The 13,800-nt window shown below is 42.4% G+C and carries 9 protein-coding genes; 6 read left to right on the plus strand and 3 right to left on the minus strand.

Annotated features, from left to right (window positions below; genetic code table 11):
• Positions 1–263 precede the first annotated feature (263 nt).
• The 5 genes from hflX (at position 264) to gshB (ending at position 7,950) form a co-directional block, all read left to right on the plus strand.
• Positions 264–2,033, plus strand: a complete 1,770-nt coding sequence (gene hflX / locus V7L01_RS13510; RefSeq protein WP_335035521.1) for a GTPase HflX — start codon at positions 264–266, stop codon at positions 2,031–2,033.
• A gap of 245 nt (positions 2,034–2,278) precedes the next feature.
• The gene (locus tag V7L01_RS13515) at positions 2,279–3,004 is read left to right on the plus strand and encodes a PEP-CTERM sorting domain-containing protein (protein ID WP_335035491.1); all 726 of its coding nucleotides are present in this window, start codon (positions 2,279–2,281) and stop codon (positions 3,002–3,004) included.
• A gap of 1,646 nt (positions 3,005–4,650) precedes the next feature.
• Positions 4,651–5,631, plus strand: a complete 981-nt coding sequence (locus V7L01_RS13520; protein ID WP_335035523.1) for a water stress protein WSP1 — start codon at positions 4,651–4,653, stop codon at positions 5,629–5,631.
• 820 nt (positions 5,632–6,451) lie between these two features.
• On the plus strand, positions 6,452–6,724 hold the full coding sequence (gene grxC / locus V7L01_RS13525) for a glutaredoxin 3 (protein ID WP_335035493.1): 273 nt from the start codon (positions 6,452–6,454) through the stop codon (positions 6,722–6,724).
• Positions 6,725–6,969: 245 nt separating this feature from the next.
• Positions 6,970–7,950 (plus strand): glutathione synthase, encoded by a 981-nt coding sequence (gene gshB, locus V7L01_RS13530; RefSeq protein WP_335035495.1) that lies wholly within the window; start codon positions 6,970–6,972, stop codon positions 7,948–7,950.
• 417 nt (positions 7,951–8,367) lie between these two features.
• Here the strand turns inward: gshB and ftsZ are convergent, their stop codons facing one another.
• From ftsZ to V7L01_RS13545, 3 genes are all read right to left on the minus strand, one after another.
• The gene (ftsZ, locus tag V7L01_RS13535; RefSeq protein ID WP_335035497.1) at positions 8,368–9,684 is read right to left on the minus strand and encodes a cell division protein FtsZ; all 1,317 of its coding nucleotides are present in this window, start codon (positions 9,682–9,684) and stop codon (positions 8,368–8,370) included.
• 60 nt (positions 9,685–9,744) lie between these two features.
• Positions 9,745–10,032 carry a hypothetical protein gene (locus tag V7L01_RS13540; RefSeq protein ID WP_335035499.1) on the minus strand — a complete coding sequence of 96 codons (288 nt, stop codon included), beginning with the start codon at positions 10,030–10,032 and terminating at the stop codon, positions 9,745–9,747.
• A gap of 868 nt (positions 10,033–10,900) precedes the next feature.
• On the minus strand, positions 10,901–11,755 hold the full coding sequence (locus tag V7L01_RS13545; RefSeq protein WP_335035500.1) for a cell division protein FtsQ/DivIB: 855 nt from the start codon (positions 11,753–11,755) through the stop codon (positions 10,901–10,903).
• Positions 11,756–12,446: 691 nt separating this feature from the next.
• Between V7L01_RS13545 and V7L01_RS13550 the strand changes: the two genes are divergently transcribed.
• Positions 12,447–13,778 carry a P-loop NTPase fold protein gene (locus V7L01_RS13550; protein WP_335035502.1) on the plus strand — a complete coding sequence of 444 codons (1,332 nt, stop codon included), beginning with the start codon at positions 12,447–12,449 and terminating at the stop codon, positions 13,776–13,778.
• Positions 13,779–13,800 lie beyond the last annotated feature (22 nt).

Genomic DNA, 13,800 nt, shown 5'->3' on the forward strand with positions numbered 1-13,800 from the left:
TTAATAATACTTGCTTATACGTGTTTGTTTATTGATGATGCCTGCGGTGTGCGTAGCGATCGCCTTTTTGGAAAAACTTTTTGGTTTACTGATTAATAGCGATCGCTCAGGTGCAGACAAGCACCAGCAAAATAACCTCAAATCAATATCCCCATGAACTAATTCATAACGCATCCCTCAAAAGAGAGAGATAGGAGCCTAAACCCTGTTGTAAAATAGACATATAAGGATTCGGGGGGCCATTTTACTGGTCATAAACGCCTATAGAAACTATTTTTGGAAATCTCCAAGGTCTGAAGTCCAGCCAGCTGAAGCAACTACAGCGGCTGTATCACCAGCGCATACCAGGCGATCGCATCACCACGCCTGAGTTTTCCCAGCGTCTGGCAGCAATTAGCACAGAAGTCAATCAGCCTGTGTGCGCCTACATCAACCGTCGCGGACAAGTGATTCGCGTCGGGGTAGGCACACCGCGTCAAACGCAAATACCACCGATGGAATTGCCCCGTTACGGTGCAGAACGACTCAGTGGTATTCGTTGTATTGCCACCCATCTCAAGCCAGAACCGCCCAATGAAGCGGCACTCACGGCAATGGCACTGCAACGCTTAGATGCCCTAGTTGTCCTAAACATTACCGGAACCGGATTTACACGGCGGGGAGGCGGTGCGACTGGGTATGTGAAAGAAGCTTATCTAGCTCATCTGACACCCCAAGACTCTCGCACCCTGATTCCTAGTCCTGCTGCTGTCAAAGTAGAGGAAAGCCAATTCGGCTTCGCTCACTCTAAACAAATCCAAACGCCAAGTTGGAATATATCACCACCTTTGGATTTGGACGATCTGGCAGAGCAGGATTTAGTAGACTTGGTAGAAAATCTGGAAGCGGAATTCCAACGGGAATTTATCGCCCAAGAAGTAGATGCTGACCACGATCGCGTGCTGATTGTGGGGCTGATGACCAGTGAGACAACTCCCCTACAATTCCAGGACACCCTAGTGGAATTGGCACGGTTAGTTGATACTGCTGGGGGAGATGTATTACAGACAATACAACAAAAGCGATCGCGGGTTCATCCCCAGACGGTAGTTGGCGAAGGTAAGGTGCAAGAAATTGCCCTAACTGCCCAAACACTAGGAGTTAATCTCGTCGTCTTTGACCGCGATCTTTCACCCTCCCAGGTCCGCAACTTAGAATTGCAAATTGGTATCCGGGTGGTTGACCGCACCGAAGTCATTTTGGATATCTTTGCCCAACGCGCTCAGTCCCGTGCCGGTAAGTTGCAAGTAGAACTAGCACAGCTAGAATATATGCAACCGCGACTGGCTGGTAGAGGTCGCACAATGTCCCGATTAGGTGGTGGTATTGGGACTCGTGGACCTGGTGAAACCAAATTGGAAACTGAACGCCGTGCCATTGGGCAGCGCATTTCCCGACTGCAAAAAGAAGTAACTCAGTTACAGGCCCATCGTTCGCGGTTACGGCAGCGACGCCAGCATCGAGAAGTTCCTTCAGTCGCTTTAGTTGGATATACCAACGCTGGTAAGTCCACTTTGCTGAATGCTCTCACTAATGCAGAAGTTTATACAGCCGACCAATTATTTGCCACTCTCGATCCCACTACGCGCCGCCTGGTGATTCCTTATGGCGAAACAAATGAACATCAGGAAATTCTGATTACAGATACAGTAGGGTTTATACACGAACTGCCTGCATCGTTAATGGATGCCTTCCGCGCCACCTTGGAGGAAGTCACAGAAGCCGATGCCCTACTACATTTGGTGGATTTGTCTCATCCTGCTTGGTTGCGTCATATTCGCTCAGTCAGAGAAATTTTGGCGCAAATGCCAATAACTCCTGGACCGGCGCTAGTGATTTTTAACAAGATCGATCGAGCAGATAGTGAGACACTAGCCCTAGCTAGAGAAGAATTTCCCTTAGCGGTGTTTATTTCAGCCAGTGAGCGCTTGGGATTAGAAACCCTACGTCAGCGCCTTGCCCAGCTGATTGAATATGCCGTTGACTGTGGGTAGCTAGTAAAACTTCATAAATATTTAATACTAAGCCAACTCAGTAGAAATGCTGGGTTTTTTGTTGTATGAAGCCAAAATTAAAGTCTTTTTGAACTAAGGCTGGTATTATAGACAACTTCTAATTGAATCTCTAGATTAGTAAAAGGCCTTCACTGGGTGCATCTTATTTTACATGGATAGTAAGCAGCAAATTCTAATCATTAGCAACTGAGTCTTACCATTTTGTTTTCCAAACATTGATTAACATGAAACATCTATTTTCCTCGGCAGCAATACCTTCGTTTTTGGCTGCTAGTGCCGTTGTGATATCGTCTTCTGTTTTTGCCCCTGCTAACGCCGCTTCGATGAATTTCACTATTAATGACTTCACAGGCGCGGATACTCAGGTGAAGTTTACCTTGGATGACGCAATAGCAGGAACTGGCAAAGTTCAGTTTAAAGTAGATTATTTATCCACTGGCAGCAACACAATTGCTGACATCCGCGGTGTTTTCTTCAACATTTTGGATGACTCACTCCTTAGTGGTCTCCAAGTAGTAGGTACTGATGTAACAAACAAACAATTTGGCCCTGCTGGAACAGTTAACTCTGTTGGTAGCGGTAGTAACAATCTGAACGGTGGTGGCGGCTCCTTTGATGCTGGGGTAGAAATTGGTCAAGAAGGTATAGGTAAAGGAAAAGGCGACATTCAATCTACCATTTTTACCCTATCCCATAGTTCCAAAGCTTTAACGTTGGCTCAGTTTTCTCAGCAAAACTTTGGAGTGCGCCTAATGAGCGTCGGTTCTGGAACCAAGCGTGAAGGAAGTAGTAAACTCAAAGGAGAAGCCCCTTACTACACTCCCCCAACACCACCACCTAAAAAGGTGCCTGAGCCTACTACAGTAGTTGCCCTTGGGTTATTTGCTGTGGGTGCACTGAGAGTAGCGAAGAAAAAGCCTTTAGTGTCAATTTCAATGACAGTCGTCTAGAGGTTAAGAGTGGGATACAAGGTTTTGAAATCCATGTTCACCCTTAGTGTTCTGTTTGCATAGCGTTCCATAGGGAAGGAAAGGTGGGTTTTGCCTGTGTAGCCAAGCCAAAGCCAGTGCGATCTTCCCTCAAGGGAAGACGCCAAGGCCAATGGGAAGGCAGTGCATTGGACGGGTTTTCCGACTTAAAGCAAGTGACGTGGTTTCCCCTATAAGCAACTGGTGTGCGATTTATAATCGCCCAGGCAAGTGATAAAGGCAAGTAATAACTTATACTTCACAAACATTTTATAAAAATTGACCTAGTACAGCACGGCGTAAATAGACTAACTCTTACTCTTAAGCAAGCTATACAATCGCTAAAAAGCCTATAAAACAAGCTTTTTAGCGATTTTGATTTTTTAAATCCGCGTACTCTTGCAAAGAAGCAGGCTACAATAATGCGATTTTGTCAGGTGAACCCAAAAGGGGAGCGATCGCTAATATCAATACGGAGTTTTTAAGTAACTTAAATTACTTTTAAATTAACAATTGGCACTACAGGCTTGGTGACTTGGTTTTCTAATGCCAACGAAGTAGGTTGACTTTGCAGGGCAAACGCACAGGATTTATAAAACCCTTGCTGAATAAGGATATTGATGAAAAAATCGCCTAAATTATAAAACGCCTAAACCCTTGCTATTAAAGGATTTTTATCCTTTAGATGCGTTTGCCCTGGTTGACTTTGTGTACCCTTCATAAACCCCAGCGTCATTCTGTAGCTACTAAACCTTAACAAAGATGTATTAAACCTTAACAATTAGGAAAATTCTTCTTAACATTACTCAAATATAGTGTTATTAAGATCATTCCAAATACAGTTCTTAAGGTTAAAATTTGACTTTTAATGGGCAAATCAGAAACCCTTGACTCTCCGTTGATTTAATCCAACTTGGAAATAATTTGTTCCAAAAAATGTCTGTAGTGTAACTAGATGTAGTTTTGGGATTTGTACCCCCAATATCAAGTTCTCACATACCCTACTTTCACCAAATATGTTGCCACTAATCATAGATATGTCCACTACGATGGCTTCACCCATCGCAGTTATTCCACTATGGACTGTCCAAATCTCCAAAGATTAAACAGATAAAGGCAAGCCATATTTAATATTGAAAGGTCGGCTTTGGGTCATTTTAATTAATTTCTGCTTTTCCAAATTGGTTACGTCTACAGTAAGGCTTGAAACTACTATAGCAATCCTAAATAGCCTGTGAAATTATTTGTTATTTTGGCGAATCGAAAGTTCGTTTAATAGCAATTTTCACAAATAATATAGGAGTGATATATCAAAAATATTTCTGACCTTAGTAAATCTTTACTAAAAGTTAGAATTTTGTTGAGTAAATAGTAACTGCAACAGTCTTGAGTTAAGTTGTCCTAGCCTATTTCCAGTCAAAGGTTTAGTAGTATTTCAGTTTTGCAAGCTTCTCGGCTATATAAGCAAAGTAAGATAACGCAGACTAATCTTAAATCTAGTCTTGCGAAAGTTAGCTTGGTTTATGTCATTACAGACTATTAGCCAGATAGCAATTTGCACATTTAGAATGCTGCATATTTGGAATGTTCTCAAAAAGTTAACAGGTTTCAATAAGGAGAAAATTCTCATGGCACTCTACGGCTATACCATTGGAGAGGATCGTGACCAAAACACTAGTAATGGTAAGCAACTTGACGTTTACCGCTTTTTGATCCCTTCTGCACCTACAACTTCTATTACTCCCACACTAGTAGGTACAGTCAATCTTGCAGGTACTGTTACTACCGCAGATCTAGAAGGTTTGGCAACTAACCCTACTACCGGAAGGGTTAGTGCGGTTAACGAAGCACGAGTCACTGGTTCTACAACACCAATCGATCCAACTGTTATTGCCGTTAATAATGTAGATCAGCCTTTTGCTTCAGCCACGGTCTCACCAACTCGTACACCATCTAACCTACTTCGTTTTGGATTTGAATCAGGTGCTGACTTTGGTGGTCAACCAACTGCTCTATACAACATTTCAGGGAATAAAACTACCACTACTGGAGTGCCAGTAGGAAGCTCTCTTTATAAAATTACTACAGCTAACCCTGGAACTATTAGCCTTGTAGACGGCTTTGGCGCACCTACTACTGCTGCACAAACACAAGGAACTCAACCTACCAACCCTGGAAAATTTGCCGATGGATTAGCTATCGACAATCTCAATCCTGGTAGGACTCGCGCTCTTGCTAGTGATTTCAGCACTACTGATGGAAATGGGAACCAGCTTTACAAAGTCGATCTGCTCACTGGTGAACTATCTGCGCCGATTACTCTGAGAAATTCTTCAGGGCAACCTCTGAATCTCAACGCAGATTCTGGGTTGTCATTTACTAACCTGAGCGGATCTTCTCAAAGATTGTTGGGTTGGCTGGAAACTGGCGCTGTCTATGAGATCGCAGGCTACCAAGATGAACTTGCTACATCAGGTCTGGGTTTGGGTAGTGCCACTGGTACTAATGGTGCTGGCTTTGCAACCGCCACCTTACTTGGTAACGTTAATTTACCAAATGCTGTGAGTGGAGTCGTTGATTATGAAGGCTTTACGATTGTTAATGAATAACAGTCGTTAGGATACTCTTTCTTCAACTCTTGTAAACAGTACTTTTGCAAGAGTTGAAAAAAGGAAAAAGTGAAGGGAATAAAGTAAAAAAGTTTTATCCGCAAAACTATCTATACTTTTTGTAGAGACTAACCAGATTTGTATTTTAAAATTTATTAAATCTATTCAATTACTTCTAATAAATTGATATCTATAGTATGCCTTTATGGATTTATACCAGGGACGCGGCTGGAAACGGCTGTGCTAGATTAGACATTTTTAAAAACTATCTAAGTATCTCTATTAGTTAACTCAAATGGTTCGCGATCGCTGTACCTAATTACTATGTCTTAAATATATGTCTGAGCATTTATTTTCAAAGTTTAGAGCGAATGAGTTTGAGAACTTGTACCAACAGTTATCAGAAGTTTTTACCATTCCGCAAAATCAGTTATTGCCATTCTTAATAAAAGTGGGATTTTATCAATTATTTTATTGGTTATTTAAATTACATCCGCCATGCTGAAACGCTAATTAACATATCTATGTTGCAGGTTTTCCAGTAAACTAGATTTGCTTAATTTGCAAAAAGTTTTCTCAATTGATTGGGTCAACAGGCGTTAATTTAAGTGAGCGCTTTGACACCATGAGATTAGGAATAGCAGATGAGTAGACACGTTTTTAGAACGAGCAAGCTACATTTGGGCTTAATTTTTGTTTAAGTAGTGTGGCAAATTCAGTTAGCCACTTCTGATGAAGATAAAGCCAAAACAAGATAAGGCAGCTACAGTCAGTGGCAAAGTTCTAAAATTAAGAAGTATTAAATTAATTTGAGGACATTATGGCTGCAAAAGTAGAGATTTACACTTGGAAGACTTGCCCGTTTTGCATCCGTGCCAAAAGTTTGCTAAAGAACAAGGGAGTTGAATTCATCGAATACAGTATTGATGGAGACGAGGCAGCCAGAAATAAAATGGCTCAAAGGGCAAATGGACGGCGCTCTTTACCGCAAATTTTCATCAATGATGACCATATAGGTGGTTGTGATGATATCCACGCTTTAGACAGTCAAGGCAAGCTGGATGACCTACTAACTACTAGCAATAGCGTGTAGGTTCAGAAGGTTTTGCGATCGCTAGCGACAAGCCGCTGCAAATTACACGGCAGTCGCTACAACTCTGGAAGGGAAAGTAACGTGCTGCCTTGTTTACGGACTTTTTTCTCACAAAAGCGATATCTGTCCACAAGACTTTACCCTCCAGGTTTTACTCAGGAGTACATATGTACGTCAATTGGTGAGAGCATCAAGAGATAATAATTGAATAACCATTTAAGTTCTTGGTGATTGAGGTATAAAGGGTGAAACTGGCTTTTATCATTGATCCCATCCATCTGCTTGACCCGTGTCATGATACCAGTGTTGCCCTAATTGAAGCAGCGCAAATTTTGGGGCACGAAGTCTGGGTGACTCAGGCAAATCTGCTGAGTGTGGTGGAAGGCAAAGCTTGGGCTGTCCTACAGCGAGTAGAAATTGTACCAGTACAGTTAGTGGACAGACGGTGGGTAGCGGCGAATCCCTGGTATAAGTTGAGCGATTCCTCCTTGACTTCTTTAGAGACAATGGACGCCGTATTTATGCGGACAGATCCACCAGTCAATGATTCCTACCTCTATGCCACCTATATTCTGGATTACATTGACCAAAATAAAACTCTGCTGATTAACAGTCCCGGTGGTATCCGGGGGGCAAATGAAAAAATGTATGCCCTCCAATTTACCAAAGCGATTCCAGAAACCATTGTCAGTGCTGATAAGCAGTTTATCCGGCAATTTGTGGAAGCAAAGGGAGCTGCGGTTCTCAAACCACTGGGTAATAAAGCTGGGGAAGGAATTTTGTTTTTGCAATCAGGCGATCGCAATTTTAACTCCATTGTCGAACTCAGTACCCTCCAAGGTCGAGTGCCAGTAATGGTGCAGACCTATTTACCAGAGGCAAAACAGGGAGATAAGCGAATTATCCTGCTCAATGGCGAACCGATTGGTGCGCTCAATCGCCTCTCTAGCGGAACTGATTTTCGCAATAATATGGCAACTGGTGGTACAGTCGCTCAAACCGAAATTACCCCAAGAGAGTATGAAATTTGTACCCAAGTAGCCGAACGGTTACGCCAAGACGGCTTAATTTTTGTGGGTATTGACGTTATTGGTGGCTACTTAACTGAAGTTAACGTCACTAGTCCTACTGGAATTCGTGAGATCGATCGCCTAGATGGTACTCACCTTGGTCATCAGGTTATTCAATGGATTGAACAGACACTAAAAATCAAAAAAGAAATCTAAATTATTTTTTGCTTGGTGTTTTATTCTCAAGAATATAGACTTCCTTGGGAAGCTTGCGTGGGGAACTCGCCCACGCGACTTTGTTTCCCGCATACCGAGGTATTTTGTGAGTTTAATAAATCGCAAGGGTAGATGTAGCGGTGTCCACAACGGGCTACGCTTAGACATTCTTAGCCAGGCAGGTTCTTGCGGTTTTTCATTCCAAAAGCACAGCTAGACATCTGAGCCAGCAGACTCCTGCCCAATTTCATTCTATTAAGTAGCGTTAACCAGTTTCTTTACCAATTAACAAAATTAGGGATGGCAACGGATTGCTTACCCCTGCTTTTGGTAAAACCCTGGAACTAGCAGATGTTATACAGCACTCAGCCTAACCTGAGACTGCTAATTTAATCTAAATCTCAAATCCAAAATCTTTTAATTCCGTGGTGTTCGTCGGTTTCTTAGGAAGTCAGGTATATCCAATCCAGGTTTTTCTTTTGGTTCTGGAATTGGAGTTGGAGTTGGAGCTGAACTTGGAGTTGAGGTTGGGGGATTAACTGTGGGTTGCTGTGTTGCTGGTCGCTTCGAGGTATTAGGTGCTACTCGAACGTTAGCTACGCTTTGTTGTACCGCAGCTTGCACTTCACCTGTAAATCCGGTAGCAATTACAGTAATTCTTACCTCACCTTGGAGTCTGTCATCAATTACAGCCCCAAAAATAATATTGGCGTTGGGATCGACTACTTCATAGATTGCTTCTGCGGCTGCATTCACTTCATGCAAAGTGAGGTCAGTACCACCTGTAATATTAAAGACAACCCCTCTAGCGCCTTCAATAGAACACTCTAGTAACGGTGAAGAAATAGCTGCGATCGCAGCTTCTCTAGCTCTAGATTTTCCAGAACTCACTCCAATTCCCATCAATGCCGATCCTGCATCTGCCATCACAGCTCGAACATCAGCAAAGTCAACGTTTACCAAACCGGGGATGGTGATGATATCGGAAATACCTTGCACCCCTTGACGCAGCACATCATCTGCATAGCGAAAAGCTTCTTGTACAGGCGTTTGTTCGGGGATCACTTCCAGCAGTTTGTTGTTGGGGATAATGATCAGCGTATCTACTCTACTTTTTAGTCCTTCAATACCTTGTTCCGCTTGGCTGGTGCGGCGGCGTCCCTCAAAAACAAATGGACGTGTGACTACACCAACAGTAAGAGCGCCCATTTCTTTGGCCACTTCTGCCACGATTGGTGCTGCACCTGTTCCAGTACCACCCCCCATACCAGCAGTGATAAATACTAGGTCTGCACCCTCTAAAGCCGTAGCAATTTCGTCTCGTGATTCCTCAGCTGCCTTTTGACCGATAGCAGGATTACCACCTGCTCCTAAACCCCGCGTTAGCTTCTGTCCAATTTGCAATCGACTTGGAGCGCCAGCTAAGGTAAGAGCTTGAGCATCAGTATTAATTGACCAAAACTCTACCCCAGAGACATCAGACTCGATCATGCGGTTAACGGCATTGCCACCGCCACCACCGACACCGATCACTTTGATGTTGGCAACCCGGCCAGGAACAATCTCGCCAATTCGGCTATTTTCCGCAGAAATTTTCTTATTCTCGTGATTTTGTCCGAAGTTCAACCCAGAGTTATTAAAGGGATTAGTCGAGTTAACTGCCAGAGAGAACCCCGGCTGTCCCCCAGATTGGGAATTTTTATAGGTAAGTCCTTGGTTATTATCAAGTGTCATTGGATTTGTGAAAGGGTAGATAAACGACTTTTTCAGGTGTTATTCACCTAAGAGTCAACTTTAGTTTGACACTGCCACAAGACTATGGCACTGTTCTTTATTGTTTTCACTACTGTCAAGCCTAACAGCATTGCCAGTGCGAAAATTTGCTATGGGATAAGCTTTTAGGGCAACCGATCGCACAGCCAATTCTAGAGAAGTATACCTATATTTATCTAAAAGTGACCTGTATAACTTCAACCAGACATTAATCTCTTGATTATTCTCAGGGGAGGGCATAACTTGTAAAGACGCACTACAGCGCCTCTTCTCTGCCTCAATAATAATATTCTTAATAGGTTTCACCATTGGGGATGATTGCAACTTTAGACACAAAATTTACCTTATACTTACTTATCCTTAAGGTTAGAGTAAGCAAGAATTGACTTGTCAGACTATACCTGATTAATTTGTTGTTTGGGGGGTCTTAATGGACACTTTGTTGGAGCAATAGTCTATCCTACAAGAACCCTGACTAGTGCAGTCAACAAATCAAGATTTTCCAAGAGGTTTCGTAACCCAATAGAAATTACGGCACAGAGTAGTCCAAACTTATTGCCCAGAACTAATGCTTACCCAACTTTGAGCGATACCGTTACAGATTGAAACTTCGGTAAACTGTCTTTGGAAGTGTCCTCAACAGACCAAAGCCAGAGCATTTTTGGCTCTGCACTTGGATGGCGGCGTAAACCGTTCTCATCAGTGCCATCTGAAAAGCGAGTCTAACCTTAACGAAAAACTCAAGCATTTTTCTCTTTTTTGCACTGGGTTTAGTCAAAGAATCTATGGACAGAAGGCGTTTTGTACGCCATAGACCATTATTAGATTGTCCGACATCTTGCACCCTACTATTACAGCAGTTTTCTTTTGCATGAAGTACAAAGCTATGGGTTTTGAGGCAGGATGCAGTCTTGCTGGAGATAAGAGGTAGAAACTCTTTATATCTGATGCGTGAGTCCTGCATTTTGTACTTCACTTAAAAAGCAAACTGTTGTAAATGTTAGGGTCACAATTGAGAGTGTTTTACTCGCAATGGAGATATTACGATCGATCTTCTCATTTTAATTAGAAGTTAATGCCGATTTTCATGTGATTTGCTGGAAAACTGAAAATAATAAATATATTTATCAGCATAAAGCTTCTTAATTTACTAGGAGCGCTCAATACATTAAACACGCTAGATGTTTTTAGGGATTTTCGGAGTTAATTTTTGGATATTTTGGTTCATTTGTACTAAGGGAAATTCGGGATTTTTTAGATCGATGTACTCTATTTGGCTGGAATTGAGTTTTGCGGCTAAATGGCGCATTTGGGCCAGTACCTTAATTTGTTCAGACAACTGGGGGCCTGGAACACCGAGATGCACATTTCCTAGTTCTGTTTTCAAAATTAAATTCGTTGGATTTTGACAATCAATTTCCATCACTTTCACAGGACTTTGGCTGACAGCTTGATGAAGTTGAGTCCAGTAAAGGCAGTATTGTTTTGGTAAACCAATTACCCTGAGATTGGGTAATTTCCTAGTGGGATTCAGCGATGTGTATTTTTCTAAAGGCATCCAGGCCCCACTTGCATCTAGTAAGCCGATTGTTACTTTTTTGTTGCTAGTGCCCTGATTTTGCTCTGTTGGTGTTTGAGTCACCGCTACAGGTACTCGTTCTTGGATTTCGATGTTTAATCCAGGAGGAAACAGGCGGCGTTTGACGATCGCTTGGGCAATAGTTGGTTGTTTTTTCAAAGAGTTAGCGATCGCCGACGGTTCAATCCGCCACAAAGACTGCGGATAAGATAGCACCAACAGCGACTGAGTTGTCCGATCCGACAGTACTTTATTGCCTGATTTCATAACTATTTGTTTGGGAGCTTTTAGCATCCACACTGGTTGGACTGCCACCCACAGCAATCCACCCGCCAAACCAGTAATGGCAAAGGTTCGCCAAATAGCCTGAATAATTCTCATCTGCCGCTGCCGACGTAATTTCTGACGACGCTGGGCTAGATCCGTGCGGGAAACTGATATTATGCCAGCCATTCAAACCCCTTTCTGGTTGCAATCTAAATTCCTTGACGCGCTCGTATCATTATTAATTTCAGTAAACATTATTGGCATCTGTTAGCCGATCTCCTCAACACTTTTTTATTTTTAGTAACACTTTACAGTAACTACACAAAAATCGTGGCGCTAGCGATCATTCCTATTAAAGTTTCCGGTGTTCATTTCTAACTGACCGTAGCCTTTTTGACAAGGTAGTTTGGAAGCTTTTTTGCCTAAAGATTACAAAATATTAATTTAGATGTTTAGGATTTTGTTTTCTTGACAAATAGAATGTGAAATGATAACTAAGTATTCCTGAATCTCTGTGTACCTTGCTATAATTCATACCAGTCCTATCTCATCTGCTATACAAACTGAGAACCATCCTCTTTTATAGCTTTTTTTACTGATTCACTAAGCCTTAAAGGTTTGTGCCAGGTCGAACAAAAGCTAGAGATTGTCAAAACCTCAATAGCAGGTGTAAAAAGGACAGATATGCTTAAGGTTATTAGGGTCAATTAAATCTCTACCATACTACTGACAGTAATCCTGCACCAAGTGCTGTCCCTTGCAAGACACTACCAACTTGCGAGTTAATCGTATGCCTACATCCCGGATAGAGATTATTTGTATAAAAAATACGAATTAAACTGCATCTACAGACACATCTACATACACATCTACATACATGAGAACGACATTAAATTTGTCACGTTTTTATAAAGCATGTAACCCCAGCTACACGCTAAATATAAGTAACGTGCTAGATCGGCAGTACTACATAGATTTTGCTGATGTACGTGGTTGCAAGATTGTTGAAGAATTGCAGCGGACTATTTGCCGTATTTCTCCTGATGAGCCAACCTGCCAGTTATTTACAGGTCACATTGGCTGCGGTAAGTCAACGGAATTGCAGCGCCTCAAGACAGAACTAGAATTGGCGGGATTTCATGTGGTTTATTTTGAGTCCAGTCAAGACTTGGACATGGCGGATATTGATGTCAGCGATATTTTGCTGAGTGTAGCCCGTCAAGTCAGTGCCAGTTTAGAAGGCATTGGCATCAAACTCAAGCCTGGTTACTTTACGAATTTGTTTAAAGAAGTAGGCGATTTTTTGCAAAGCCCCATAGAGCTTTCTGGACAAGCAGAGTTGTCCTTGGGGATTGCCAAAATTACCGCCAAAACCAAAGATAGCACCCAGATGCGGAATCAACTGAGGCAATATTTGGAACCACGTACCAATAGTATTTTGCAAGCGATTAACGAAGAAATTTTAGAAAAGGCTATTGAACAGCTAAAGCTGCGGGGTCAAAAAGGACTGGTAGTGATTGTAGATAATTTGGATCGAGTGGATATGCGTCCCTTAGCATCCGGGCGATCGCAACCAGAATATCTCTTCATCGACCGAGGCGAACAGTTACGCCGACTCAAATGCCACCTAGTTTACACAATTCCCCTAACGTTAATTTTCTCCAATGAGTACGAGACACTGAAAAATCGCTTGGGGGGAGGGATTGCGCCAAAAGTACTGCCGATGGTACTAGTACGGCAAAGAGATGGCAGCGACTACGAACCAGGGATGTCACTAGTACGCCAGTTAGTTCTAGCAAGAGCTTTTCCAGAAGTTCCTTTGAATGGAAGGCTTTTATTAATTACAGAATTATTCGATTGCTCCCAAACCCTGGATCGTCTATGTCGGGTTAGTGGTGGTCACATTCGTAACTTATTGGGTTTACTTTATAGCTGCCTGCAACGACAAGATCCACCTTTTTCTAGGGACTGCTTAGAAGCCGTGATTAAGGACTACCGCGACGATCTTCTATTAGCTATTGATGAATCCCAGTGGGAATTATTGTTTGAAGTAGTGCAGCAGCAGCGAGTTAAAGGTGAGTCTGACTATCAGAGCTTACTAAGAAGCATGTATCTGTTTGAATATCGCGATCCTCTAGGGCGCTGGTTTGGCATCAGCCCAGCCTTGGCAGAAACAGAAAAAGTTTTGGCTTGGCAACAAAATAAGTAACAGGGCTGGGTGAGTCAATTGT

Source organism: Nostoc sp., assembly GCF_036917095.1.
Lineage (GTDB): Bacteria > Cyanobacteriota > Cyanobacteriia > Cyanobacteriales > Nostocaceae > Nostoc.